Below are 24,994 nucleotides of genomic sequence, written 5' to 3'. Positions count from 1 at the left end.
TCCTGAGTCTGGCACTCGCAGGATGGGCGGCGGTGAGCGCACAGGCGCCACCGCCATCCCCGTTCGAGGCGTGCGCCACGTCTGCCGCCGCGCCGCGCACGCAGGTCCACACGCTGTGCCTGCTGCGCGTGGCGCGGCAGCACGATCGGCTGCCCGAGGTGCGCGAGCGACTCCGCCACCTCGGCGCCGGCACCAGCGCGCATCCCTGGCCGACGATGGTGCTCGGCTATGCGACGCAGGATGACGACGAAGAACGCGCGCTGCGTCTGTATGAGGTCGCCGCTGACGGGTTCACGACGACGGGCGACGCGGAAGGCGAGGTGCTGGCGCGCCACAATCTGCGCAACCTGTATCACCGGCGCGGCCGGGTCGCGGCGGCGGCCGAGCAGGTCAGGCTGGCCCTCGCGACGGCAGAACGGTCGGGGCAGCCGATGCCGGTGGCGCGGGCATCCGTCCTCGAGGCGGCGCACATCGTCGAAGTCGGCGGCGACTTCGGGCGGGCCTACCGCAGCTTGGTGCGCGCCCAGCGACAGGCCTTTCCCGATGGGCCGATCGGCCTCCGGCGCACCATCCTGATCGCGCTGGCCAACGCCAGTCTCTACCTCGGGCAGCTCGACGAATCCATCGCGGCCCTCGAAGCCCATCGGGCGCTCAGGCAGGTCGACGGATCGACGGCCGATGCGGCCACCGTCGCCTACAACCTGCTCAACGCTCGCCTGACGCGGGCGGAGCAACGCCCCCGACCAGGGGCACGCGCACGCCTGACCAGCGAGGCCGTTGGCGTGCTTGCCGAGGCGACACGACTCGAGCGCGCGGCGCTCGTGGCGCACACGCATCGGGTTCTCGCGGATCTCTCACGGACCTCGGACCCGAGCCTGGCCGCAACGCATCTGCGCGAATGCCTGGCGATCGAGGCCCGCCTCGGCGAACCCGAACTGCGGGCGGGCTGCCTGTGGTCGCGCTCGCTGCTCGAAGCGCGCCGTCACCCCGCGCGCGCGGAGCAGGCCAGCCGCGATGCCATCGACGCGCTGAAGGCCACACCGGGGAGCCCCCACTTCATCTACGCCTGGCAGGCACGGCTGCGCCTGTCGTGGCAGACCCTGCAGGAGGATGCCGCCATGCCGGCGTCCCTGCAGGCCCTGGACGCCATCGAGCGGTTGCGGGCGATGCAGACCGACGAGACCACGCGGGCTGCCCTCTTCAGCCACTGGGCACGCGACTACGACTGGCTCGTCGGGCAACTGCTGCAGGCCGACACGCCGCGACTGCCCCAGGCCTTCGAGGTCGGCGAGCGGCGGCGCACGCGGGCGCTGCTCGACCACCTCACCAGGGCGGGCGTGCGTGAGGGCAGTGCGCGGGAGGCCGCACGGCAGGGTCGGCCGACGGCGCAGCGGCAGCAGATCGTGGAGGCACAGCGCCGCCTGCTGATGACCACGTGGGGTGGTGACGAGCATCGCCAGTTGCTCGCCCAGTTGCGAGCGCTCGAGATCGAGGAGCGGGAGGCGCACTCGGGCGACGGCGTCGCCGTGCCTGCCCACGCGTTTGCCTCCCTCGCACAGGTCCAGCGCGGTCTTGGCGAGACCGAGGCGCTGCTCTGGTACTCGATCGCGCCGTGGGAGGACGTCTATGGCGACTTCGGCGGGGGCGCATGGCTCGTGACCGTCACACGGCAGGCCGTGCGGGCCCATCGGCTGCCTGTCAGCGGAGATCTCGAGGGACAGGTGAGCGCCTTCGTGGGCCTGCTGCGCAACAGGCAGACCCGGGCCGAGTCGTGGTCCCCGGCGGCCGCGCGCCTCGGCGCCACCCTGCTCGAACCGGCACTCGCCGACCTTCCCTCCGGCATCGACCGGCTCGTCATCGTGCCTGACGGCGATCTCCACGTCCTGCCATTCGAGACGCTGACGATCGGCGACGGCGGTCTGCCACTCGGCGAGCAGTTCGACATCACGCTGGTGCCCTCGGCGACGCTCTGGCTGCACCTCCGGGCCCGACGTGACATGGCGCCTCGCGCGTCCGCCCTGGTCCTGGCCGACCCCGCACTCGCGACCGGAGTCCGGCCCGACGCCGAGCGTCTCGGCCCGTTGCCGTGGGCCCGCCGTGAAGCGCAGAGCATCGCGCGGCTGCTCGGACTCGATGCCCACCACGTCCGCGAGGGCGCCGACGCATCGGAGCAGTTCCTCAAGCGGGCCTCGCTCGCCGAGGTGGGCGTGCTGCATCTCGCCGCGCATGCGAGAGCCGACGAGGCGTTTCCGGATCGCTCCGCCGTGTTCCTGACCGCAGGCGACCGTCACGAAGACGGATGGCTTCAGCCGAACGAGATTGCCGCGCTCTCGCTCGAGGGTCGTCTCGTCGTGCTGTCGGCCTGTGCGTCAGCCGGGGGCACCGTGCTCGCGGGCGAGGGGCCGCTGAGCCTGGCACGTGCGTTCTTTGCCGGCGGGGCCAGCACGGTGGTCGCCACACGCTGGCCGTTGCGCGACGACGAGGCGGCGTTCGTGATGACCCGGTTCTACACGGCTCTCAGGGAGGGGCTCGGCGCAGCACCCGCGCTGCGGCGGGCGCGTCGCGAGGCGATCGCCCACGGCCTGCCCGCCGACGCCTGGGCGTCGTTCGTGGTGCTCGGCGATGGGTCACGCGTGCCGTTGTCGGCAGCGCCGCCCCGGTGGCGGCGCTGGCGCGTCGCGGTGATCCCGGTGACCGCTGCGCTCGCCGCTCTCGTCGTCGTCACCATCGCACGCGTGCGACGTCGATCGCCGCGCGTGTGAGGGGATTGGCGCACGGGCATCGTTCCTCCACCAACGACGGCCTTCGCAAGGGAGGCGTCGCACGAGGAGAACAGCGATGCAGCCGAGAATCCTGGCAGTGATGGCGATGACGGCCACGATCGTGATCGTGGCGGCAGGAACCGTGGCCACCGGCGTCCACGCACAGGGCAGGACGCCGGCCGGCGGGCAGGGGAATCTGAACCTCGGGTACGGTACCGGGGAAGCCAAGGGTTACGCATTCCTGCTGCCGGTGGCCCCGACGTCTGGGCGGCCCCACGAGATCTCCGTCGACCTGCGTCCCGATTCGACGCTGCCGCCACCGGAGCAGTGGACCTGGCACGTCGACACGCCGCCGAATCAGCTCAAGGCGATGTTGACGACGACCTGGTACGCGCAAGCGTCCTGCCCGGACGCGCTCACCCTGCTGCAGGTGACGGGACCTGGCGGTGTGCTCACCCAGAATCCGCTCCACAACCCGATCTGGGGCAACTTCAAGACCCAGACGTTCACGGTCGACACGATCGTCGGCGTCTGCACCGACTGGGCCAACGCGAACCAGTGCGCGCTGGGTGATGCCGGCTGTGACACGCACGAGACCTTCTCGCTCGTCGGTGGCGTGGCGCCGGCGACCGCCGCGGACCGGCTCCGCCTCAAGGCCTCGTGCGGTGGTGGACCGTTGCCGACCATCGACTACGCACCGAAGCTCAGTCTGAGGTGCAACCGCGTCAACTGACGCGGGCCGACCCTCCCTCCGCAACCCTCCGGGTGCGCCACGTCAACGCAGCAGTCGTCGGCCCAGCGCCGCGCCGACGCCCACGACGACCGCGACCGGCAGCGCATGCCACGCCAGCACGTGCACGGTCGCATCGTCCATGCAGATGAACTGGGTGCCGAGGGCGCCGAGCCCGGCGCCGGCGAGCGCGAGACTGGCCGCAGCCCATCGCAGGTCCAGGGGTGCGGCAGCCCTCACCATGAAGAGGAGAACGATGCCGGGAAGCATGCCGACGGCAGCGATGCGGGCCGCGCACGTGACGTGGGCGACATCGGCCCACCCCGTCGGCCATGCGAGCCCGTCCTTCACCGCCGGCCAGAGAACGACCGCCAGCCAGGCGAGAGTCAGGGTGAGCGTGGTCGCGCGGGCCCGGCCGACACGCGCCGCACCGGGAATCGCCAGCCGCAGGGCATTGCCGGCAGCGGCGAGTGTCAACGCCGCGAGCACGCCGGCCTGAACGGCGAACGCGGGGTCCGAGGCACGCCCCACGACATCTGCGCGCAGCCCAAGGACGCCGACGACCAGCACCGAGGCAGCGAGCGCCCCCATCACCCAGCGTGCCAGGCGGACCGCCGGGGACGCGAGAGGCCTGACGGGCGTGGCGTCGCGTGCCAGTGTGGCAATGGTCCGGACGAGTCCCTGGTCATCAGCCCTGGTCACGTGTGACTCCCAGCATGCGCCTCAGCGCGAGATAGCCGCGGTGTGCGGTCACCTTGACGGCGGGAACGCTCATGCCGAGCCGACCGGCGATGTCACGCGTGCTCTCGTCGCGCAGCTTGATCGCCTCGACGACCTCACGCTGCCGCGGGGGCAACGCGGCCAGGGCCCGGCGGACGGCTTCGATGTCCACGGGGGAATCGCGCCCGACCGGCGGAGGGCGGTCCGGCAGGACGTCGACGCCGACCTCGCGCGCCGACCGCCGCTGCTGGTGTCGGATGGCATCGATGAGCCGACTGTGGACAATCGCGAAGAACCAGGGCGCGAAGCCGCGCTGCCCGTGCCAGGTGTGTCGTGCCCGATGCACGGACACGAGCGTCTCCTGCACCACGTCGTCGACGAACAGCGCCTCCGATCGCAGCTTGCCGCGCACGTAGCGGCGCGCCTCGCGCGTGAGCAGGACGAGCAGCTCGACGTAGGCCGCTTCGTCTCCCTCCTGGGCGCGACGCATCAGGTCGCCAGCGAGTGCTTCCTGCGTCGGTGTCACGCGTACCGCATTCCCTCGACGTCAGGGACGACGGCGCCGGGCCACCGGTTACACCGCGTGCTCCTGTAACCGACGCGGGGCCGCCAGCGACTTCCCTCGTGACATCGGGCGGCATGCCGTCGCCTGCAGGGAGATTCCGCATGATTCGCATGGCCCGCATGACCCGCATGACCGGTATGGTCCGCAGCATCGTCCTGGCCGCCTGCGCCCTCGCCCTTCCCGCTGCCCTCTTCGCCGACCAGGCGCCGGCGATGGGCCGCACGGACACGATGGCCGGCGCCAAGGCCACAGGCCAACTGACCCCGTTCGCGAGGCCGGTCTTCGACGCTGCACGTGCCGCCGGGCAGATCACGCTGGTGTTCTTCCATGCGCCCTGGTGCTCGGTCTGCCGCGCGCAGGAGCCGAAGGTGGCCGCACGGCTGGCCGGGCCGGCATCCCACGTCGTGGCGTTCAAGGCCGACTACGACACCAGCACCGCCCTCCGCGCGGAGATGAAGGTCCAGAAGCAGTCGACCCTGATTCTCTTCAAGGGCACCACCGAGATCGCTCGCCTCAGCTACAAGAGTGACGACGCCTCGATCGATGCCTTCTTCGAGCACGCGGGCATGGCGATGCCGAGCGCAGCCCGCTGAGATGTCACTGATCGCACTCAGTCTGTTTGCCGGGGTCCTGGCAGCGCTGTCGCCCTGCGTCCTGCCCCTGCTGCCCATCGTCGTCGGCAGCGCGGTGCGCGGCCATCGCGCCGGTCCGCTGGCCCTGGCCGCCGGTCTCGTCGTCTCCTTCACGGTGGTGGGCATGGCCGTGATCGGGGCGGGCGCCGCGATTGGCCTCGAGGACGCCACCGTGCGCAGGGCGTCGGCGGTGCTGCTCATCGCCATCGGCGTGGTTCTGGTGAGTGGATCGCTCCACGTGATGGCCGGACGCGCGCTGGCGCCGATCGCCGAGCGCGCCGCGCGCCTCTCGACCAGGGCCGGGGACGGACTCGGCGGGCAGTTCCTCATCGGGGCGCTGCTGGGCGGCGTGTGGAGTCCCTGCGTCGGCCCGACCCTGGGGGCGGCGTTCGGCCTGGCGTCCCAGGGAACCTCGATGGCGCAGGCCAGCCTGATGATGGTCGCCTTCGGCGTCGGCTCGTCGGCGCCGTTGCTCGCGACCGCCTACACCTCCCGCGTCGTGCGGGAGCGTCGGCAGCAGCTGGTCCGCGTCGGTCAGACCGGGCACACGCTGCTCGGCGCCGGACTGCTGGTGATGGGCCTCCTCGTCTGGTTCGGGCTCGACAAGGTCATCGAGGCCGCCCTGCTGGACCGCCTGCCGCAGTGGTGGGTCGACCTGCTCGCCCGGGTCTGAGTCGCCCGCGGGGTGGGTGTTTGTCACCTTTTCGGCGAGTCCTGCGCTGTGCGATCAGACGGACTTCCCGACGCCATGACGCTGACTCGCCTTGCCCTCGCTCTCACCCTCTGTTCGTTCAGTCTCTGCTCGTCGATCGCGAGTGCGCGCGCCGAGGACGCCCCTCCGGAGTCGGTGGCCCGCGTGGCCAGCGCCCGTGAGGCCTACGGGCGCCTCACGCTGCAGTTCGAGCCGGCCGACGCGTCACCCGACGGCGACCGGACCTATGTGGCCCGGGGGGCGGGCTACCTGGTGGCCTTGAGCCGCGCGGGTGCGCGGCTGCAGATCGGCCAGATCGGGCAGGACGGCGCCTCCGTGGCCCTGACCCTGCGCGGAGCGCGGTCGGTGGCGCCCAGGCCAACGGCGCGTGCGGGCCAGGTGCACTACTACTACGGCGACGACCCCGCCGGCTGGCGCACCGCCGTGCCGACCTACGGGCGTGTCGGCTTCCCGGAGGTCTATCCGGGCATCGACGTCGTGTACTACGGCAATCAGCGGCGTCTCGAGTACGACTTCGTGGTCGCACCGGGCGCCGACTGGCGAGTGATCCGGATGGCGTTCGACGGGGTCGACCGCATCCTCGTCGACGCCACCTCCGGGGAACTGCTGCTCCACGTCGGGGATCGGGTCGTGCGCCAGCCGCGCCCCTTCACCTATCAGGGCGACCGGAGTGCGCCCGAGGTCGTGGCCTCGCGGTACGTGGTCGCCGCCGACGGCACGGTCGGCTTCGATGTCGCGGCCCACGATGCGACGCGACCGCTCGTCATCGATCCCGTGGTCGTGTACTCCACGTTCCTCGGCGGCACCGGCGACGACACGGCCTACGACGTCGCCGTCGATGCCACCGGCGCCGCCTACATCGTCGGCGAGACCGGCTCGGCCAACTTCCCGACGGGCACACCGCACACCGGGGCGTTCAACGGCGGCAGCAACGTGTTCGTCGCCAAGCTGAAGCCGGCCGGCGATGCGCTCGACTACACGGCCTTCCTCGGCGGCACGGGCGGCGACCAGGGCATCGGCATCGCCCTCGACCCGACGGGCCATGCCTATATCGCCGGCAGGGCCAGCACCGGCTTCCCCGTCACCACGGGGGCGTTCCAGACCGCGCACGGCGGCGGCGGATCCGATGCCTTCGTGGCCAAGCTCTCCCCGACCGGCACGCTCATCTACGCCACGTATCTCGGCGGGACCGACGGCGCCAACGAGCAGGCCAGCGACATCGCCGTGGGCCCCAACGGCAGCGCGTACGTGGTGGGGACGACGCGGTCACGCAACTTCCCGGTGGCCAACGCCCTGTACCCCACCCACAACGGCTTCTACAGCGACACCGGCCTGGCGTTCGTCGCGCAGCTCAACCCGGCAGGCTCAGAGCTGGTGTACTCGACGTACCTCGGCAACCAGTCGCAGAGCGGCGGTCGCGGCATCGCGGTGGACGCCACCGGCGCCGCCTACGTCGTCGGCTTCGCCGGCGGCATCCCGACGGGTGGGTCCGTGATCATGGACTTCCCGGTCAGGACTCCCTTCCGCCCGTCGTTCTTCGGCGGGCCGTTCATCGCCAAGCTGGCCCCCGGCGGCGGCTCCCTGGTGTACTCGACGGTCATCGGGGACGCCAATGGCTCGTTCGGCGGGCAGGCCGAGGACATCGCCCTCGATACGGCAGGCAACGCGTACATCACGGGCAGCGTCACCTATTCGAGCCTGGGCGGGACGCTCCAGGGTGCGCTGCCGATGGTGAACGCGTTCGAGTCCTCGCCGCGTGGCGGCCTCGACGGGTTCGTGATGAAGATCAACGCGGCCGGCAGCGGCATCATCTACTCGTCGTACCTGGGGGGCAGGGCCACGACCTTCGACAACGGCGCCGAACTCGGACGTGCCATCGCGGTCGACGGGGCGGGGCGCGCCTATGTCGTCGGCTACACCAGCTCAGGCGATTTCCCGCAGGTCAACCCGTTGCCGCTCGGCGGCAACGGTGGCCCCTGGGACGCCTACCTGACGCGTTTCGACGCCACCGGCTGTGCCATCGGCTACTCGACGCTCTTCGGCGGCGGCAACACCGACGAGGCATTCGGCGTCGCCGTGGATGCGGCCGGCAACGCCTACGTGGTCGGCGACACCGCGTCGGGCGACTTCCCCACGCTCGGCGCCTTCCAGTCCACTCACCGCGGTGGCGTCGCGCGGCCGTTTGGCGGTCGCGAGAGTGATGCCTTCGTCGTCAAGATGGCGCCCGGCACGCTTGGCCCGGCGCTGTCGCGCTGCGAGACGCGCGGCAAGCGCGTCATCGATCCCGTGCTCCCGACCCAGACGCAGCGGCCACCGGCCCAGCCACCGATCTTCCGCTTCTTCGATGCCAGCGCGCTGTGGTTCGATCCGCCGATCGCCACCGGCTACAAGTACACGATGACCGGCACGCCGCTCTTCACCGCCGTGCTCGACTTCCCCACCGGCATCGATGCCGACAACCGGTTCACGGTGTCGGTCGGCGGCGTGGTGCTGGGCGAATTCGGCCCCGGAGAACCGGTGCGCTTCAGCCAGTACGCCGCCCAGCTCGGTGCGCTGCTGGTGCGGGGCGTCGGCGTGCAGAACTTCAACGTCTCGGGCATCGCCCCGGCACGGGAGACCGAAGACCCGCTGGCCTTCCCGCTGCAGATCGAGTTCGACGTGCCGAGCGCCGGCTTCACGATGCAGGCCACCACGGACGCCGCGCCGGTCGTCCCGGCCACCATCACCTTTGCGCAGGCCACGCGGCGCGTCCTGCGCGGCGCAGGCAGCACGGTGCTGACCGTCACGCGCGGAGGCGACACCACGGCCGCCGTGAGCGCGAGCTACAGCACGTCGGCAGGCACCGCGACGGCCGGGAGTGACTTCACCACGTCCACGGGCACCGTGAACTTCCCGGCGGGGCAGACCAGCGCCACGATCACCGTGCCGGTCGGCGCCGGCAGCGGCAACGCGTCGACCGAGACGTTCACCGTGACGCTGTCCAATCCGACCGGCGGGGCGACCCTGGGCGCCACCACCAGCACGGTGGTGACACTGCTCGACGGCAGTGCCGTCTTCACCCAGTACTTCGCCGAGGGCGCGACCGGTCCGTTCTTCGACACCCGTCTCGCGCTGCTCAACCCGGGCGGTACGCCGGCCGAGGTGCTGCTGACCTTCCAGCGCGCCGACGCCACCGTGATCCGGTCGTCGCTCACGCTCGCTGCCGGGGCGCGCGCGACCGTGCGGCCAGCCACCATTGCCGGCCTGGCGCAGGCCGAGTTCTCCACGCGCATCGACGCCGACGCGCTCGTCGTCGCCGACCGCACGATGCAGTGGGACGGCAGCGCCTACGGCTCGCACGCGGAAGCCTCGGTCGCCACGCCAGCCACCACCTGGTTCTTCGCCGAAGGGGCGACGATGGGCGACTTCGATCTGTTCTATCTGCTGCAGAACCCGGGGGCCACCACGTCCGAGGTCGAGGTCACGTATCTGCTGCCGGCCCCATCGGCGCCGCTGGTGAAGACCTACACGGTGCTCCCGGGCAGTCGCTTCACGATCTGGGTGGATCAGGAGGATGCCCGCCTGGCCCAGGCGGAGGTCGGCGCGACGATCCGTGTCGTCACGGGCAGCCCGATCATCGCCGAGCGGTCGATGTACCGCAGCGTGTTCGGCACCACCTTCGGGGCCGGCCACAACAGTGCCGGGGTCACGGCGCCCGCCACCTCGTGGTTCCTCGCCGAGGGCGCGACGGGCGCGTACTTCGACCTCTTCGTGCTGCTGGCCAACCCCGGCACCGCCGATGCCGCCGTCGACGTGCGCTACCTGCTGCCCGATGGCACGGTGGTGTCGCGCAGCTACGTCGTGGCCGCACAGAGCCGCAGCAACATCTGGGTCGATCTCGAGGACCCGCGCCTGGCCGACACCGCCGTCTCCACCATCGTCACCTCCACCAATGGCGTGCCGCTGATCGTGGAGCGCGCGATGTGGTGGCCGGGGACGTCGGCGACGTGGCACGAGGCCCACTCGAGCCCGGGTGCGACGACCACGGGCGCCCGGTGGGCGTCGGCTGAGGGAGAAGTGGGCGGCACCGCGAACGTGGCGACATACGTGCTGCTGTCCAACACATCCGCGTTCGAGGGCTCGGTGCGGGTGACCGTCCGATTCGAGGACGGGACCAGCGCGACCCGTACCTTCCCGGTCGCCGCGACCAGCCGCTTCAACGTCGACATGCGGGCCGAGTTCCCGGAGAGCGTCGGCAAGCGATTCGGCGTGGTCGTCGAGAGCCTCGGGGCGACCCCGGCCCAGCTGGTCGTGGAACGCGCGATGTACAGCGACGCCAATGGGGTCACCTGGGCGGCGGGCAGCAACGCGCTCGCCACGAAGCTGCCCTAGGACATACGCTGCAGGGGCGGGCGCCTCCGCGGAGGGCCCGGTGGCCTGACTCTGATCTGGGCGCGCGCCCGGTGCGATGAGTTCGGGGCAGGCCGCCGGTCCAACCGCTGGAGACTCTCGATGAACGTGTTGGTGTGGATCCTGCAGGCCCTGCTGGCCGCGGCGTTTCTGGCCCACGGGCTGATGTTCCTGTTTCCCTCGGCGGAGCTGGCCGCGCTGATGGATGCCTCGATCGCGAAACCCCTCCGGTACTTCCTTGGCGTGGCCGAGGTGGCCGCCGGGATTGGGCTGGTCGTGCCAGGCATGACACGCATCCAGCCCTGGCTCGTGCCTGCCGCGGCCATCGGACTGCTCCCGATCATGGTCGGGGCCACGGTCCTGCACGTGCAGCGGGGCGAGCACAGCTCGGCGGTGACGACCGCCGTGCTGCTGGGACTGCTGGCGTTCGTGGCGTGGATGCGCGGCCGCGTCCTTCCGATAGCCGCGCGGCGCTGACGAGCGCGTCCGTCCCCTACCGCGAGGGCGCCACGGTCACGAGGGTGGCGCGGACCGTCACGTGGATGTCGTTGCTGACGCCGACACCGAGATAGGCCGGCCGGGCAATCTGGAAGGCGTCGATGCGCAGCGGAAAGCGCACGCGGACGTCGTAGCGCCCGTCCTTGCGCGAGAGATCGACATTGCCGGCCACGGCGCGCGTCTGCCCATGGAGCGTGAACTGTCCCTGGAACCCGACCGGGCCGTTGGGCATCCCCGCCACCGGTGTGTCGAGCACGATCCCGGACAAGGTGGCGCGCTCGTACAGCGGACCACGCTGGACCTCGAGATAGGTCTCCTTGAGATGCGAGGTCCGCAGGCCGATGCCGGCATCGAGCGTGCGCAGGTCCACGCCGAGCACGCCCTCGATCTCCCGCACGCGCGGATCGAGCGTGATCTGCCCTGCCACGGCCGTGGTCGTCACCTCGAATCGCCCCCCGACCGTGAGCGGGCACACCACCACCACGCGTCCAGACGTCACCTCGAACGTCTGGCCGTCCGCCGGCGCCACGCCTGCCAGCGCGAGCGCCAGCGCCAGGGCCCCCCTCCACGTACCGACGTTCAGACCTGACATGGCTCGACCTCAGTTGACGGTTTTCAGATACAGCTGCACGAGGACCCTGGTGATCGGTCGCCCGGCCGCATCTTCGCGGCGGACGGACGCGGCGAGCGTCAGGTGGGGACTCAGCCGCGCGCTCACTTCAGGGCGCCATGCCACCCGTCGCTCGGACAACGGCGCCGCGACCGAGAGTCGCTCGGCGGTCATCGACATCACGAGCCAGTCGACCGGGTAGTAGAAGACCTGGGCATAGCTGGTGTGTTGATCGAACGCCCGCCCGTCGGCACGCGGCCGCCGCGCCGTCAGGTCGTGCTCGGCCAACACGCCCCACGCGCCGAGACCGAGTCTGGCGAACACGCCGAGCAGGCGCTCGTCGTAGGTACCGTTGCGCGCGACACGAGCCGAGATCCCCGTGGCCAGTCGGTCGCCCAGCAGGTACGTCTCCCCGACGAGGCCGGCGCCACTGCTCCGGAAGCCGCCGGCTTCATGGCCGCTCGGGCCGAACACATAGGGCGCAATCTGGCCGCGACGTGACGACAGGAACAGCTTGGCCTGCGTCGGCACGTCCGTGAGGCCCTGGGCGTTGCGCCCCCGCATGTACGTCGCCTGATCGGCGATCTCGACGCCGCTCGGCAGCGTGTCGCGGCCGATGGCGAGGAGCACGCCGGCGCGCGGCAGGTACTCCACCAGGGCCTGCCGCACGAACACCTGCGGCGGCGACGGCAGGGGTTGCACGGGCGTGATCTGCCTGTCACGCGCCGGCAGGTCGGCGCTGACCATGCCGCTGAACCGCACGGTGCCGGTCAGCGCCGTCGCGTTGCGATACCAGAGGCGGGCCGCACCCGACGTGTCCGTCGACGCGCCCTCGTCACTGCGCGTGGCCTGCGCCAGCACACGAAGGTCCTGGTACAGACGACGCACGCGTTGCGCATCGGTCTGATAGACCCCCTTCCTGGCACTCTGCGCATCGTCGATGCCCCGACCGTAGTCGGTCAGCAGCCCGCGCCCCTGAGGCGACAGGTGACAGACCTGACAGCTCGAGTAGCCCAGGCGGATCATGGCTGGCGAGGCCGACGCCTGGCTGGCGCCGAGCAGGGCAAGTCCGGCGCCGACGACGAACGCGGCAGGCCTGAGCAAGGGCACGATGCGGTGGTCCGTCGCAAAGTGCGTGCCGCGCCGCAGGTCACACCCGCGTGCGTCAACCTCCGATCGCCGGGGACAGCGCTTACGCAGACGGAAAGCACCGACGCAGGCCGTAAGCGGGCGGACGGGTCGCGCGGAGCCCTGAGGCACACGTCCCGCCGGTACACTGACGGCATGCCCACTTCGACAGGTCGCGTTGTCTGCCGCTGCGCCGCCCGGGCGCTGGCCCTCGTGTTGGCCCTGACGGTCCTGCCCCTGGCCGCGCACGCACAGGTGGCCGGGCTCACCGGCACGCTGGTCGTCACCAACAAGACGCCCTCCACCGTAACGATCGTGGACGTGGGGTCCGGCCGCACCCTGGCCACGCTGCCCACGGGCACCAACCCGCACGAGATCGTGCTGTCGTCGGACGGCGCCCTGGCCGTCGTCACCGACTTCGGCGGGCCGCGACGGACCCTGACGGTGATCGACGTGCCCGCGCTGCGCGTGGCGCGCACCGTCGACCTCGGCGAGCACCGCGCCCCGCACGGCATCGTCTTCCTGCCAGGTGACCGACTGGTCGCCGTCACCTGCGAACAGACGCGCACCGTGGTCATCGTCGATGTCGTGGACGGCATCGTCAGGCACGCCATCCCCACCGAGGCCAACGGGTCGCACATGATCGGCGTGACGGCCGATGGCGCGCGCGGCTACACGGGCAACATGCGCGACCACACAGTGACGGCGCTCGACCTCACCGCCCATCGCGCCGTGCGCAGCTATCCGGTGCCGGCGGTGCCCGAGGCGATCAACGTGACGCCGGACGGCAAGGAGGTCTGGATTGGCAGCAACCAGACGGGTCAGGTGAGCGTGCTCGATCCGGCCACGGGCACCGTGACGACCGCCACGCAGGGCCTGAAGTGGCCCTACCGCATGCTGTTCACGCCCGATGGTCGCCAGGTGATCGTGCCGGATCCGACGCTGCACGAGGTGCGCTTCATCGACCGCGCCGCGCGCCGCGAGATCGGCAGGCTGGCCCTGCCTGGCGGGCCGCAGGGCGTGACCATCACGCCGGACGGCCGGTACGTGTTCCAGTCGCTCAGTGCCGAGACGCGTGTGGCGATTCTCGATCCCTCGACCCGATCGGTGGTGGGCCACCTGACGGTTGGCGGCACCCCCGACGGCGTGGCCTACACCTCGCGCGTGGTGGCCGGGGCGACGGCCCGGTGACGACCACGAGCGCCATCGGGCGTCTGGTGATGGGCGCGGCGCTGATAGCATGCGGAACCATGGCATCGACCGCGCAGCCGTGGCCGTTCCCGTGGCCCGAGGACCGCATCGCCCAGTACACGGCGCGGCGGGCCACCGCCCCCCTCGTCATCGATGGCCGGCTCGATGAGCCCGACTGGCTGGCCGCCGAGCGATCGCCGCGGTTCGCCGACCTCATCGGCGGGCGCCCGGGCGTGCACGACACGCGCGCGGCCGTGCTGTGGGACGACACGTTCCTCTACGTCGGCTACTGGATCGAGGAGCCGTTCGTCGAGGCGACGCTGACCGAGCGCGACTCGCTGATCTACACCAACAACGACGTCGAGCTCTTCATCGCGGGCCGCGACGCCTACTACGAGTTCGAGATCAACGCGCTCGGCACCATCTACGAGGTCTTCTTCATCTGGGAGCGGGCGTTCGAGTCGAGCGGGTACGCGCGTCGGGCCGAGTTCGATCGATCGCGTCCGGGGGTGAAACCGTTCCCCGGCGTCGGCTTCACGTCGCACCCGCGCGGGCCCCGCATCGGCTACTGGAACTGGGACATGCCCGGCCTCGAGACGGCCGTGCACGTGGATGGCACGATCAACGACAACACGGATCGCGATCGTGGCTGGACGGTCGAACTGCGCCTGCCGTGGCGGTCGCTCGAGCCCCTCGCCATGCCTGACGGGCGCGCGCTGCCGCCGCGAGACGGCGACGAGTGGCGGATGGACTTCTCGCGATTCAATCAGTACAAGGAGGCGCCACCGTCGAAGGACCCCGGCGGGTGGGCCTGGAGTCCCCACGGCGTGTGGGACTCGCACATCCCGGAGCTGTTCACGCGCGTGCGCTTCTCCACCGAGCCCGTCACGCGCTGAGACCGGCCGGCTCGGCGAGCCGGCCCTCCCAACGGAACGGCGGCCACGTCAGCGCGGGCGAAGCTCGAGGCGCGTGCGCGTGGCCGCGTCCACCGCCGCCTTCGAGTACGCCAGCGGGAAGTAGCGTCCCTGCGCCCAGAGTGGGGCCAGGTCGCGATAGTGCGGACTGGCCGGATCGCCCGACTGCCCGGGAGTGTTGATGGCCACCGAGGCGTCCCACCGACCGACGTCGGCCACCATGCGGAACGACGCGCCGGACGTCAGGTGGTAGTCGGTGGTCCGGTAGCCGGTCGCCATCGGCGTCGCGGTCGCTCCCCCGATCGGGCCTGCGGCCACCGTGAAGCGTCGACGCGCCTCCGCATCGACGCGCGCCGCCAACGGGTGCTCGAAGACCGCCTGGTGCAGGCGTCCCCACTGCCAGGTCGCGCGATCGGGGCCGAGCCGCGTCTCCACCTCGGCGACCGCGTGGGCGAGCGACTCCACGAGCACGCGGGTCCGCGCCGCCGGCGTCAACCACCCCCCGTGCCCCTCCAGCACCTGCAGGATGCGCGCGGGATCACCGGTGCCGACCCGGACGGCGGCGTCTGTCGGCAGCACGGCCTGCACCACGGCGCGACGCAGGTGCGTGGCGAACCACACCTCGAACACCGCCGCGGCGGCACTGTCGGCCTGCATGCGTCCATCCCACGCCCGCAGCAGATCGAGCGCGCCGCGTACTGCCGGGCGCGCGTCGGAGACGCCCGTCAGCAGTCGCACCAGCCGCTGCGCCGGCAGTGACGTGATGTCGAGCTGGTAGCTGCGAGAGTCCTCCAGACGGTGTGGCGCGCCACCGCCCAGCAGGTGGTGCAGACGACGCGCGCGCGAGTCGTCGCTCCACTCGTAGCCGATGCCCTTGCCCGCGGCCGGATGATCCGGCGGGATGTTGTTCTCGTTGGCCGTCATCACGTAGCCGGACGAGGGGTTGAAGGCGCGTGGCAGTTCGTCCATGTCGCGATAGCCCGCCCACTCGTAGCGGCCATCGCCAGGCACCGGCGTCAGGCCATCCCAGTTGGGACGAATCACGGTGAGCCCGGCGGGAATCCAGCCGATGTTGCCGCTGGTGTCGGCGTACACCTGGTTCTCCCCGGGTGCACCCCATCGGTTCATCGCCGCCGCAAACTGATCCCAGGTGCGCGCGCGCATGTACTCGACCGATCCGAAGTACGGCGCCATGCCCTCGTCCAGCCACGCCGCCCGCAGCGCGAAGGCTCGCTGACGGCCCGGATCGGTGGCCAGCACCGGCCCATGTCGCGTGAACGCGATCGTCACCGTACGCGGGGCCTCGCCACGCACCTCGATCTGCTCGGTCACCGTCTCCATCGGCTCCCAGCGCCCCTGGTACCGATACTCGTCCGGGTGCGCGGGGTTGGTCTCGTAGACGTAGAGGTCCTCCTGGTCCATGTAGAACCGGGTCAGGCCGAACGCGATGGCGTCGTTGTGGCCGACGGAGATGCCCGGGAGGAACGGCTCGCCGGCGCCGATCACGTCGAGACCCGGCGCCACGAGATGGCTGATGTAGCGGAGGCTCGGCGCCGAGTGCGCACGGTGGGGATCGCTCGCGAGGATCGGACGGCCGGTGGCGGTCCGGGCCGGCGCGACCGCCCAGTTGTTGCTGCCCTGCGCGGCCAGATCGTCCGGCGTGGCACGCGCCAGCACGAGGTCGATGGGCGCATCGCTCCTGACCGCCGTGGTCTCGGCGCGGAACACCGGGCGTGCGGTGGCGTGCGCATAGGCCTGACGAAGCGCCTCGAAGGGCAGGTCACACGGGGCGAGACCGGTGGCCAGCGTCGGCGTGATGTCAGGCACCAGCGCGCGGCGCAGCCAGTCGACCCGTGGCGCCTCGAGCCCGTCCTTGCAGTAGATCTCCGTGCGATCGATCTCGCCGGTGAGGTTCAGCGTCAGGCCGTGGTGCCGGATGCGGACGATGTCGGAGGCCTGCCAGCGGGCGGGCCGGTAGCCGAGCACACGAAACTCCTCGGGAAGCCGATCAGGCTGCTGCTCGACGAGATCGACGTAGGCGTTGATGCCGGCGACGAACGCCTCGGCGATGCGCTTGGCGTCGGAGCTGTAGGCCAGCCACTCGCGGTACAGGGTGCCGCGGAAGAGCACGGCACGCGCCATGCGATCGCTCTCGACATACGCAGGACCGAAGTCCTTCGCCATCTCGCCGAGCCCGCGCTTGCGCCACAGGTCGATCTGCCACAGCCGGTCACGTGCGGCCATGTAGCCCTGGGCGACGAACGCGTCGTACTGGCGCTCGGCGTAGATGTGCGGCACACCGAACTCGTCGATCCGCACCTGCACGGGACGCTCGAGGCCCGGAACCACCGCGGACGACGGCTCGATCTGCCGGGCTCCTCCCTGCAGGGGCGCGACGAGCAGGACGACGGCAACCAGCAGCGCGGCTCTGGACATGCCGGCATGGTACGGCGTCTGGTGGCGACTAGAAACCCTCGAGTACGACCTTCCCGCGTGCCGTGCCGCTCTCGATCAACGCATGCGCTCGCCGGAGGTTGGCGGCGTTGATGACTCCGAAGTGCTCCCCCAGCGTCGTCTTCAACACGCCTGCATCGATCAGGCGCGACACCTCGTCGAGCAACACGCCCTGCGCCTCGATGTCCGCGGTGCGGAAGACGGGGCGCGTGAACATGAACTCCCAGTGCGTCGACACGCTCTTGCGCTTGAAGGGCGCGATGTCCACCACGCCAGGGTCGTCGATCAGCGCCCAGCGACCCTGCGGGGCAATCAGCGCCGAGATGTCCGCGAGGTGGCGGTCGGTGGCCGTGGTCGAGAAGACGAAGGCAGGGGCGCCGAGGCCCAGCGCCTCGACCTGTGCGGCAATGGGGCGGGCATGGTCGACCACGTGATGCACGCCGAGGTCGCGCACCCACGCCGTCGTCTCCTCGCGTGACGCGGTAGCGATCACCGTCAGGTCCGTGAGCTGCCGCACCAGCTGCACCGCGATCGACCCGACGCCGCCGGCGCCACCGATGATGAGTACGGCGGGCGCGGCGCCAGGCACGGCCTTGCGGACGTCGAGACGATCGAACAGCGCCTCCCAGGCCGTGATGGCGGTCAGGGGCAGCGCGGCCGCCTGCGCCATGTCGATCGACGCCGGCTTGCGCCCGACGATGCGCGCGTCCACGGCGTGGTACTCGGCGTTGGTGCCCTGGCGGTCGAGCGAGCCGGCGTAGAACACCTCGTCGCCCACCGCGAAGCGCGACACCTCGGTGCCGACCTCCACGACGATGCCGGCGGCATCCCAGCCGAGGACCTTCCATCCATCGCCCTCGGCAGCCGCTCGTCGACGCACCTTCGTATCGACGGGATTGACCGACACGGCGCGCACCTCGACGAGCAGGTCGTGCGGGCCCGGCTCCGGGCGCGGCAGATCGATGTCGAGGAGCGACTCGGGGGCGTCGATGTCTCCGGGAGTGCGGTATCCGATGGCGCGCATGGTTCGACTGTACACGGCGCGAGTGTGCAGGGCGAACGCCGTGTGCGCTTTGACGCGCTCCGGCGTTTACATCAGCACCCTCTCGTCGCGCTCCTCCCGGCGCACCTCCCTTTCTGCGTGTTCCGGACCGACAGGAGCGTCGACGTGTCTCAGATCAGCGATCAGCACCCACAGCCCATCTCACTGCCGAACTCGATCAGGATCGGTGGCGCGCCAGCCGCGCCCACCGCCCCGACGGCCGGCCCGCGATTCATCACGCCCGTCGCCACCTGCCGTCCGACGATTCGATCCACGGGCGATCCGATCAACGCCGACGAGACGACGCATCCGGACTACCGCGGCAACTTCAGCAAGGGACTCGAGCATGATCCGGCGACAGGACTGGTCATCCCGGCCAGCTACGAGGCCATGGTGGCAACGCTGCAGCGCGCCCCGAGGAATCCGGCGGAGTTCGAGACCATTCCCCTGCATCTCGGTCGCCCGCTGACCAATCCCCAGGCGGGCAAGGCCACCGACGTCCAGGGGCCGAACCCGCGCCAGATGCGCATGGCGCCGGCGCCGACGGTGGACAGCGCCGAGACCGCGGTCGAGGCCATCGAGCTCTACTGGATGGCGTTGCTGCGCGATACCCCGTTCATCACGTGGGGATCGGATCCCACCATCGCCGCGGCGGCGGCCGAGATGACGACGCACGAGGCCGACTTCTACGGCCCCACCCTCAACGGCACCGTCACGCCAGGCACGCTGTTCCGCGGCTGCACGCCTGGCGACAACGTGGGCCCGTACATCTCGCAGTTCCTGCTGCGTGACATCCCGTACGGATCGCTGACGATCAGCCAGCAGCAGCGCACGGCCGTGGCGCAGAAGGACTACTTGCGCGACAAGACGTCGTGGCTGGCAGCGCAGGACGGCGCGCGCATCGATCCGCAGGCCGATCACGACCCGACGCGCCGCTACATCCGCAGCCTGCGCGATCTGGCCGAGTACGTCCACGTGGACGCGCTCTACGAGGCCTACCTCAACGCCTGCCTCATCCTGCTGCACGCCAACGCGCCGCTCAACCCGGGCAACCCGTACAGGAACGCCACCCGACAGATTGGATTCGGCACCTGGGGCGGGCCTCACATCCTGAGCCTCGTGTGCGAGGTGGCCACGCGCGCGCTCAAGTGCGTGTGGTGGCACAAGTGGTACATGCATCGTCGGCTGCGGCCAGAAGCGTTCGGCGGTCTGGTCTTCCACGGGCAGCTGGATGGAGCGCACCCGATCTTCGGCAGCGACGCGCTCGCGCGTACCGAGGCCGCGCCAGGAGGCTCACGTCTGCTGCCGATGGCGTTCCCGGAGGGGTCGCCCACCCATCCTGCCTACGGCGCCGGCCATGCGACGGTCGCCGGGGCGTGCGTGACGATCCTCAAGGCGTTCTTCGACGAGTCCGCGATCATCGATGACGTGGTGCAGCCCAGCGAGGATGGACTGAGCCTGGTCCCGGTGCCGGGCCTGCAGTTGACGGTGGGCGGCGAACTGAACAAGGTGGCGGCCAACATCGCCCTCGGACGCAACGCCGGCGGCGTGCACTGGCGCAGCGACTACACCGACTCGATCGCGCTCGGCGAGCGCCTCGCCATCTACATGCTGCGACAGCAGAGCGGCGACTACCACGAGGACTGGTCCGCGCGGTTCACCCGCTTCGACGGCACGCCGGTGGAGATCCACCCACACGCCGAGCACGAGGTCTAGGCGACTCGCGCTACGCTGGAGGCATGGCGGACGAGGTCAAGAACTACATCACGCCGGCCGGGTTCCGGCGGTTGCAGGACGAACTCGCCCGCCTCTGGAAGGTCGATCGACCACCCGTCGTGTCGACGGTGGCCTGGGCCGCCGCCAACGGCGACCGCTCGGAGAACGGCGACTACATCTACGGCAAGAAGCGGCTGCGCGAGATCGACCGTCGCATCCGCTACCTGTCCAAGAGCCTCGATCGGGCCATGGTCGTCGACAACGTCGGCAAGGCGCACGACCGGGTCCGCTTCGGCGCCACCGTCACCTTCCAGTCGGAAGAGACGGGCGCCGAGCGGATGGTCACCATCGTCGGCGTCGACGAACTGGATGGCGGCGACACGCGCGTGTCGTGGAAGTCGCCGCTCGCGAAGGCGCTGTTGACGGCGAAGGTCGGGGACGTCGTCACCCTCCGCGCGCCGCGCGGGCCCGAACGCCTCGAGATCATCGACATCCGCTACGACGACCTCCCCTAGCTGATCCGCGTCGCGGGAACGCGACGGGGGCCACACCGCGTCAGATGGGAGAGCCGAGCGTTCCCTCCCATCGCGTCGGCCGGGAGACACCACCATGAAAGCGCTGTGGAACAACACGGTGATCGCGGAGTCCAGCGACACCGTCGTCGTCGAAGGCAATCACTACTTCCCGGCCGAGGCGCTCCATCGGGAGTTCTTCGCGCCGAGTCGGCACACGACCACCTGCTCGTGGAAGGGCGAAGCGTCGTACTACCACGTCGTCGTGGACGGCAAGGAGAACCGCGACGCCGCCTGGTTCTATCCGGCCCCGAAGGCCGCCGCCGCGGAGATCACGGGGCGGGTGGCCTTCTGGCGCGGCGTCGAGGTTCGCCCGTAGAGGTCCGCGGCGTCAGAGCGCCGCGAGGACTTCCTTCATCAGGTGCTGGGCCCCCTCGACCCCATCCCAGGGCCCGTCTTCGTACTCGAGGGCAATCACACCCTTGAAGCCGCCGTGGTTCAGGATGCGGACGCAGCGCTGCAGATCGACGTTCTCCCAGCGGTTCCAGTACTTGGCGTGCACCGTCGAGTGCGTGTAGGGCATCAGCATCTCGAGGCCGTGGTACAGCAGGTACTCGTGCTCCCAGTTGCAGAAGTCCGGTGACGCCTCGCAGTAGGGGTGGTTCACCTCGTCGAGGATGATCCGCATGTTGGCCGGATCCGCGCTCAGGCCCCAGTGGTTCTCGATGGTGACTTTCACGCCGACCCTGGCGCCGTGGTCGGCCATCTCCTTGAACGACTCGACGGCGTTGCGGATGTACTTCACCAGCTCGTCGTTGCGGGGATAGCCCGTGGTCGCCGTTGCGCCGGGGACGATGCGCGGGCCGCCGGTGTTGACGCGCATGGTCTTCGCGCCGATGGTCGCGCAGGCATCGAGCCACACCTTCGCGGTGTCGATCCCCTGCCGGCGCAACTGGGGATCCAGGTCCGCGATGTTGCGGGGCGCGTTGTTGGACACGTGGTGACAGCTGACGCCGGTCTTCGCCATGCGCGCGTTCAACTGATCCAGCCAGGCCTTCGAGGTCCTGGTGGTGGGATCGAACTCGAAGCTCTCTCCCGACCGGCCATCGCGCGTCCACGTGGTCTTCGCAAACATCGTGTCGTCGGTCACGTCGCCGAACAGCGACGACCACAGGTCCATCTTCCGCACGCCGGCGAAGTGGTCGATGGTGAACTGCGGCATGTCCAGCATCGTGATCTCGCCGTACTTCTTCTTCATGGCGTCGGCCGACTGCGGGCCAGAGCCCGACATGGCCGGCGCGCCAGCGGCGGCCGGGCGGCGCTTGAAGAGCGTCCGCAGCGGATAGGTGTTGGAGGCGAGCCGCGTGACCTTCTCGGCGTCGGTCAGGGCACGTGGATCCCCATGCGCCGCGCCGGCGACAGGCGTCGACGTGGTGGGGAGAACGGCGGCGCCAACGACCATGGCGGTGGTCTGCAGGAAACCGCGGCGATTGGCCGAGGTGGACATGTCGGGAGGGGTGGGCATGCTGGCCACTACGCCCACATCGACCCGACCGTTGCACGTGGACATCTCTGGCGTGACCCGTTACAAGGGAGGCGATGCCGCTCCGCCCGCGCTACGTCAGCTCGAGTGTCGCCGCGCTCGTGCTGGGTCTCTCGGCGTTCCCGCTAGCGGCGCAGCCGTGCCACCGCCTCACGCCTGAGCTGCGTGCCTCGATTGCCGCGGTCGAGCGCTTCCTGTCGGAAGTGGAGGCGCCGTTGCCCGTGATCGGCGGCAGCCACAGCTCCATGCGCGTGGCCGAGCAGACCGGCATCTACGCACGGCAGGCAGGAGTGTTCCGCCGGCCGTGAATGGACAACGCTGACGACAGCGAGGAGATCTGCGGATGTATCGATGTGAAGGCGTGAGGACCCGAATCGGAGGCGTCGTCCTGACCGCGCTGCTGGGCGTCGGTGCCGACGTGGGGCAGGCACAGACGCGCGACGACGCGTGCAGCGGCCTGGTGTTCGGCGAAGGGCGGCGATCCATCTGCCTCCCGCAGGGCGAGAGTTCGTTCGCCGACGAGGTGGTGTCCTTCACGCCAGGTGCCCGCCCATCCTCCGGCGTCTGGGCGGATGCCTCTCATGCCCTCGGCCTGCCCGACTACACGAAGACGACGGCGCCCGGGTTCCTGTCGCTGGGCTGCGACGGCGTGCTCGTGCTGCGCTTCACCGACAACGCCCTCGTCGATGTCGAAGGCCCCGATCTCTTCGTCTTCGAGGTCGGACCGGCCGTCGAGGCCACGGCCCTCGCCATCTCCGAGGATGGTCGCACCTGGATTGAGGTCGGTCGCATCGAGGGCTCCCGCGCCGACGTCGACATCGCCTCGTTCGTGAAACCGTCGCAGTCGTTCGCGTTCGTGCGACTGACGAATGCGAGCCGGACCTGCGGCGGTCGCCACTCGGGCGCCGACATCGACGCGGTCGCCGCCGTCGGGTCTGCCCTGCGCCTGTCCCTCGATGGCGCCGTGCTCTTCGATACCAGCCAGGCCACCCTGAAGCCCGCCGCGCAGGCCGCCCTGGAGGCGTTGGTGCCGCGCATCGCGGCGTATGGTTCGGCCGTGGCCGTCACGGTCGAGGGCCACACCGACAGCGTCGGCGAGGACCCGGCCAACCAGCGGCTGTCGGAGGCACGCGCACGGGCCGTCGGTGACGCCCTCGCGAGTCGTCTGCGACTGGACGCCGCCCGTCTGACCACGGTGGGCCACGGCGAAACGCGCCCGGTCGCCAGCAACGACACCGAGGCGGGACGCGCCAGGAACCGACGCGTCGACATCATCGTGCGGCCGGCGCCGTAGCGCTCGGCCCGTCGCACCTTACGCGCCCATGCCGTCCTCGAAGGACCCGGACGCCACCGGGAAGCAGAGGTGCTCCTTGACGTACCGCACGCCATCGGCTGAGCAGTAGTCGAGATCCTTGTGGGCACTCTCGGCCTCGACGACCAGCGGGGCGTCCCTGGTGCCCATGAGGCTCATGTACCGCTGCGGATAGCCGACGTGGATCAGCAACTCGGCGTAGCGCTGCAGGTTGAGGTCGCCACTGCCCAGGTCGGTGAACTGCATGGCGCGCCGGCCCCAGTCGGGCTGCATCGCGCGGAGCGGGAAGCCGGGACGGACGACGAAGTTCTTCACGTGGGCGGCGCAGATGCGGCTGCCGACCTTGAGGAACCGCGTCTCCCAGGACTCGCCCTCCCAGCAGTGCGACGGGTCGGCGTTGACGGCCAGCGACGGGTCGCCATCACAGATCGACACGAGCATGTTGAAGTCGTCGGCCGTGCTCGCGCCGGTGCCGGGGTGGATCTCGTGACACAGCTTGATGCCGAGCGCGTTGGCATGGGCGCGGAGCCGCGCCGTCTTGGTGACGAAGCGCTCCTGTCCCTCGGCGAGCAGGTCGAACCCGTCCCCCGACCAGAAGCCCCACGGATAGCCGGTGGCGAGTTCCCAGCCGAACGCCACCCCCCAGAACATCGGCATGACCTTGACGCCGAGTTCGGCCGCCAGATCCATCAGCGCGAGCAGGTAGCTCTCGTGCCACTGCTCGATCTCCTGCGCCGACTTGCCGACCACATCGCCCGGAATGAACGCATTGCCCGACTTCGTGCCGGTCCAGGCGCTGGTGTGCACCCAGAAGGGGCAGTGCGAGGAGATGCCGTCGAGCGTCATGCCGCGCGACTCGAAGGCGTCACGAATCTCCTGTGCCGACTTGAAGCGACTGCCGCCATTGAGGTGGTAGTTGCTCGGCTGGATGCCGGTGGCGCCGGCTGCCTTCGCGAAGTCGAGGACGTCGGCGAGCGACTTGCCGCCGTGTTGGGCACATTCGAGGCTCGGATGGTAGATGGGCTGGGACATGCGTGAAGGGATAGCAAGCCGGGCGCCTGTGTGGCAACTGGAAAAGCGGTACCATCCGGCCGTCCGCCATGACATCCGCACAGCTGGTCCTGACGATGACGGTGCTGGCGCCGGGCCTGGCTGCCGCGCAAGTGCCTGCCACGGCACCTCCGGTCGCGACGACGTGGCACCTCGTGACGCCGGCGATGGTGGACGGCAAGGGGTGGCCCGAGGCCGCCACCTTCGAGCGCTTCCCGGCGCGGGCCGAAGCCGAGGTGCGTCCACCGGTCTGGGGCCTGTCGCGTCACGCCACCGGGCTCGGCGTGCGCTTCACCAGCACGGCCACGCGCGTGCGGGTGCGGTGGACCGTGACCGAGGAGCGACTGGCCCTGCCGCACATGCCGGCCACCGGCGTCAGCGGCCTCGACCTCTATCAGGCTGCTGAAAAGATGACTGTCAGTAAGTGGCGGCTCTCTGCGGTGGTGCTGGATGGCCGTCTGCGGGCCGTCGATGGCGCCGAGCGACCGGCGGCGGTGGCCGCTGCGGGCGCGTT

22 protein-coding genes are annotated in these 24,994 nt (G+C 70.4%); 14 read left to right on the top strand and 8 right to left on the bottom strand.

Annotation, left to right across the window (positions count from 1 at the left end):
* Positions 1 to 32: 32 nt before the first annotated feature.
* Positions 33 to 2,762, top strand: a complete 2,730-nt coding sequence (locus Q0C41_RS06590) for a CHAT domain-containing protein (protein WP_291982074.1) — start codon at positions 33 to 35, stop codon at positions 2,760 to 2,762.
* Positions 2,763 to 2,838: 76 nt separating this feature from the next.
* Positions 2,839 to 3,495, top strand: a complete 657-nt coding sequence (locus tag Q0C41_RS06585; protein WP_291982072.1) for a hypothetical protein — start codon at positions 2,839 to 2,841, stop codon at positions 3,493 to 3,495.
* Positions 3,496 to 3,537: 42 nt separating this feature from the next.
* Here the strand turns inward: Q0C41_RS06585 and Q0C41_RS06580 are convergent, their stop codons facing one another.
* Together Q0C41_RS06580 and Q0C41_RS06575 are read right to left on the bottom strand one after the other, a co-directional pair.
* Complete coding sequence (locus Q0C41_RS06580) at positions 3,538 to 4,194, bottom strand: NrsF family protein (RefSeq protein ID WP_291982070.1); 657 nt, start codon at positions 4,192 to 4,194, stop codon at positions 3,538 to 3,540.
* A complete protein-coding gene (locus Q0C41_RS06575; RefSeq protein WP_291982068.1) occupies positions 4,181 to 4,738 on the bottom strand; it encodes a sigma-70 family RNA polymerase sigma factor in 558 nt (185 codons plus the stop codon). Before Q0C41_RS06575 ends, Q0C41_RS06580 begins: the two co-directional genes overlap by 14 nt.
* Before the next feature lie 140 nt (positions 4,739 to 4,878).
* On the opposite strand from Q0C41_RS06575, the gene Q0C41_RS06570 reads away from it, so the two are divergent.
* From Q0C41_RS06570 to Q0C41_RS06555, 4 genes are all read left to right on the top strand, one after another.
* The gene (locus Q0C41_RS06570) at positions 4,879 to 5,370 is read left to right on the top strand and encodes a thioredoxin family protein (protein ID WP_291982066.1); all 492 of its coding nucleotides are present in this window, start codon (positions 4,879 to 4,881) and stop codon (positions 5,368 to 5,370) included.
* A 1-nt stretch (position 5,371) separates the two neighbouring features.
* Positions 5,372 to 6,082: a cytochrome c biogenesis CcdA family protein gene (locus tag Q0C41_RS06565; RefSeq protein WP_291982064.1), complete on the top strand. Its 711-nt coding sequence runs from the start codon at positions 5,372 to 5,374 to the stop codon at positions 6,080 to 6,082.
* A 75-nt stretch (positions 6,083 to 6,157) separates the two neighbouring features.
* Complete coding sequence (locus Q0C41_RS06560) at positions 6,158 to 10,492, top strand: SBBP repeat-containing protein (RefSeq protein ID WP_291982063.1); 4,335 nt, start codon at positions 6,158 to 6,160, stop codon at positions 10,490 to 10,492.
* A 120-nt stretch (positions 10,493 to 10,612) separates the two neighbouring features.
* Positions 10,613 to 10,987 (top strand): DoxX family protein, encoded by a 375-nt coding sequence (locus tag Q0C41_RS06555; RefSeq protein ID WP_291982061.1) that lies wholly within the window; start codon positions 10,613 to 10,615, stop codon positions 10,985 to 10,987.
* Positions 10,988 to 11,003: 16 nt separating this feature from the next.
* Here the strand turns inward: Q0C41_RS06555 and Q0C41_RS06550 are convergent, their stop codons facing one another.
* Both Q0C41_RS06550 and Q0C41_RS06545 read right to left on the bottom strand, forming a co-directional pair.
* The gene (locus Q0C41_RS06550) at positions 11,004 to 11,600 is read right to left on the bottom strand and encodes a YceI family protein (RefSeq protein WP_291982059.1); all 597 of its coding nucleotides are present in this window, start codon (positions 11,598 to 11,600) and stop codon (positions 11,004 to 11,006) included.
* 9 nt (positions 11,601 to 11,609) lie between these two features.
* Positions 11,610 to 12,728 (bottom strand): hypothetical protein, encoded by a 1,119-nt coding sequence (locus Q0C41_RS06545; protein WP_291982057.1) that lies wholly within the window; start codon positions 12,726 to 12,728, stop codon positions 11,610 to 11,612.
* A gap of 174 nt (positions 12,729 to 12,902) precedes the next feature.
* Here Q0C41_RS06545 and Q0C41_RS06540 point away from each other — a divergent pair, with 174 nt between their 5' ends.
* Both Q0C41_RS06540 and Q0C41_RS06535 read left to right on the top strand, forming a co-directional pair.
* On the top strand, positions 12,903 to 13,937 hold the full coding sequence (locus Q0C41_RS06540) for a hypothetical protein (RefSeq protein ID WP_291982056.1): 1,035 nt from the start codon (positions 12,903 to 12,905) through the stop codon (positions 13,935 to 13,937).
* Positions 13,938 to 13,996: 59 nt separating this feature from the next.
* Complete coding sequence (locus Q0C41_RS06535) at positions 13,997 to 14,833, top strand: carbohydrate-binding family 9-like protein (RefSeq protein WP_291982054.1); 837 nt, start codon at positions 13,997 to 13,999, stop codon at positions 14,831 to 14,833.
* 48 nt (positions 14,834 to 14,881) lie between these two features.
* On the opposite strand, the gene Q0C41_RS06530 is transcribed toward Q0C41_RS06535, so the two are convergent.
* Complete coding sequence (locus Q0C41_RS06530) at positions 14,882 to 17,287, bottom strand: penicillin acylase family protein (protein WP_291982052.1); 2,406 nt, start codon at positions 17,285 to 17,287, stop codon at positions 14,882 to 14,884.
* Positions 17,288 to 17,315: 28 nt separating this feature from the next.
* Positions 17,316 to 18,329: a zinc-binding alcohol dehydrogenase family protein gene (locus tag Q0C41_RS06525; protein ID WP_291982050.1), complete on the bottom strand. Its 1,014-nt coding sequence runs from the start codon at positions 18,327 to 18,329 to the stop codon at positions 17,316 to 17,318.
* A gap of 144 nt (positions 18,330 to 18,473) precedes the next feature.
* Between Q0C41_RS06525 and Q0C41_RS06520 the strand changes: the two genes are divergently transcribed.
* The 3 genes from Q0C41_RS06520 (at position 18,474) to Q0C41_RS06510 (ending at position 20,954) form a co-directional block, all read left to right on the top strand.
* Positions 18,474 to 20,063 carry a vanadium-dependent haloperoxidase gene (locus Q0C41_RS06520; RefSeq protein ID WP_291982048.1) on the top strand — a complete coding sequence of 530 codons (1,590 nt, stop codon included), beginning with the start codon at positions 18,474 to 18,476 and terminating at the stop codon, positions 20,061 to 20,063.
* 23 nt (positions 20,064 to 20,086) lie between these two features.
* On the top strand, positions 20,087 to 20,578 hold the full coding sequence (gene greB / locus Q0C41_RS06515) for a transcription elongation factor GreB (RefSeq protein ID WP_291982047.1): 492 nt from the start codon (positions 20,087 to 20,089) through the stop codon (positions 20,576 to 20,578).
* Between the two features lie 94 nt (positions 20,579 to 20,672).
* Positions 20,673 to 20,954, top strand: coding sequence for a DUF427 domain-containing protein (locus Q0C41_RS06510; protein WP_291982044.1), 282 nt, complete (start codon positions 20,673 to 20,675; stop codon positions 20,952 to 20,954).
* A gap of 12 nt (positions 20,955 to 20,966) precedes the next feature.
* Here the strand turns inward: Q0C41_RS06510 and Q0C41_RS06505 are convergent, their stop codons facing one another.
* On the bottom strand, positions 20,967 to 22,100 hold the full coding sequence (locus tag Q0C41_RS06505; RefSeq protein ID WP_291982043.1) for a sugar phosphate isomerase/epimerase: 1,134 nt from the start codon (positions 22,098 to 22,100) through the stop codon (positions 20,967 to 20,969).
* A 74-nt stretch (positions 22,101 to 22,174) separates the two neighbouring features.
* Between Q0C41_RS06505 and Q0C41_RS06500 the strand changes: the two genes are divergently transcribed.
* Together Q0C41_RS06500 and Q0C41_RS06495 are read left to right on the top strand one after the other, a co-directional pair.
* Positions 22,175 to 22,426: a hypothetical protein gene (locus tag Q0C41_RS06500; RefSeq protein ID WP_291982041.1), complete on the top strand. Its 252-nt coding sequence runs from the start codon at positions 22,175 to 22,177 to the stop codon at positions 22,424 to 22,426.
* Positions 22,427 to 22,479: 53 nt separating this feature from the next.
* Positions 22,480 to 23,412 (top strand): OmpA family protein, encoded by a 933-nt coding sequence (locus tag Q0C41_RS06495; protein ID WP_291982039.1) that lies wholly within the window; start codon positions 22,480 to 22,482, stop codon positions 23,410 to 23,412.
* Positions 23,413 to 23,430: 18 nt separating this feature from the next.
* Here Q0C41_RS06495 and Q0C41_RS06490 read toward each other — a convergent pair whose 3' ends face one another.
* The gene (locus Q0C41_RS06490; RefSeq protein WP_291982037.1) at positions 23,431 to 24,462 is read right to left on the bottom strand and encodes a sugar phosphate isomerase/epimerase; all 1,032 of its coding nucleotides are present in this window, start codon (positions 24,460 to 24,462) and stop codon (positions 23,431 to 23,433) included.
* Positions 24,463 to 24,530: 68 nt separating this feature from the next.
* Between Q0C41_RS06490 and Q0C41_RS06485 the strand changes: the two genes are divergently transcribed.
* On the top strand, positions 24,531 to 24,994 hold a 464-nt coding region (locus Q0C41_RS06485; RefSeq protein ID WP_291982035.1), incomplete at its 3' end, for an SGNH/GDSL hydrolase N-terminal domain-containing protein.

The organism is Luteitalea sp., from assembly GCF_022842525.1.
Lineage (GTDB): Bacteria > Acidobacteriota > Vicinamibacteria > Vicinamibacterales > Vicinamibacteraceae > Luteitalea.
This window is presented reverse-complemented; position numbering and strand designations above follow the sequence as displayed.

Bases quoted from the DNA above. Each gene is read 5' to 3' on its own strand.
- Q0C41_RS06500 (WP_291982041.1), top strand. From the start codon at position 22,175: ATGCCGCTCCGCCCGCGCTACGTCAGCTCGAGTGTCGCCGCGCTCGTG.
- Q0C41_RS06510 (WP_291982044.1), top strand. From the start codon at position 20,673: ATGAAAGCGCTGTGGAACAACACGGTGATCGCGGAGTCCAGCGACACC.
- Q0C41_RS06535 (WP_291982054.1), top strand. From the start codon at position 13,997: ATGGCATCGACCGCGCAGCCGTGGCCGTTCCCGTGGCCCGAGGACCGC.
- Q0C41_RS06525 (WP_291982050.1), bottom strand. From the start codon at position 18,329: ATGCGCGCCATCGGATACCGCACTCCCGGAGACATCGACGCCCCCGAG.
- Q0C41_RS06505 (WP_291982043.1), bottom strand. From the start codon at position 22,100: ATGCCCACCCCTCCCGACATGTCCACCTCGGCCAATCGCCGCGGTTTC.
- greB (WP_291982047.1), top strand. From the start codon at position 20,087: ATGGCGGACGAGGTCAAGAACTACATCACGCCGGCCGGGTTCCGGCGG.
- Q0C41_RS06565 (WP_291982064.1), top strand. From the start codon at position 5,372: ATGTCACTGATCGCACTCAGTCTGTTTGCCGGGGTCCTGGCAGCGCTG.
- Q0C41_RS06530 (WP_291982052.1), bottom strand. From the start codon at position 17,287: ATGTCCAGAGCCGCGCTGCTGGTTGCCGTCGTCCTGCTCGTCGCGCCC.
- Q0C41_RS06550 (WP_291982059.1), bottom strand. From the start codon at position 11,600: ATGTCAGGTCTGAACGTCGGTACGTGGAGGGGGGCCCTGGCGCTGGCG.
- Q0C41_RS06540 (WP_291982056.1), top strand. From the start codon at position 12,903: ATGCCCACTTCGACAGGTCGCGTTGTCTGCCGCTGCGCCGCCCGGGCG.
- Q0C41_RS06570 (WP_291982066.1), top strand. From the start codon at position 4,879: ATGATTCGCATGGCCCGCATGACCCGCATGACCGGTATGGTCCGCAGC.
- Q0C41_RS06555 (WP_291982061.1), top strand. From the start codon at position 10,613: ATGAACGTGTTGGTGTGGATCCTGCAGGCCCTGCTGGCCGCGGCGTTT.
- Q0C41_RS06560 (WP_291982063.1), top strand. From the start codon at position 6,158: ATGACGCTGACTCGCCTTGCCCTCGCTCTCACCCTCTGTTCGTTCAGT.
- Q0C41_RS06585 (WP_291982072.1), top strand. From the start codon at position 2,839: ATGCAGCCGAGAATCCTGGCAGTGATGGCGATGACGGCCACGATCGTG.
- Q0C41_RS06490 (WP_291982037.1), bottom strand. From the start codon at position 24,462: ATGTCCCAGCCCATCTACCATCCGAGCCTCGAATGTGCCCAACACGGC.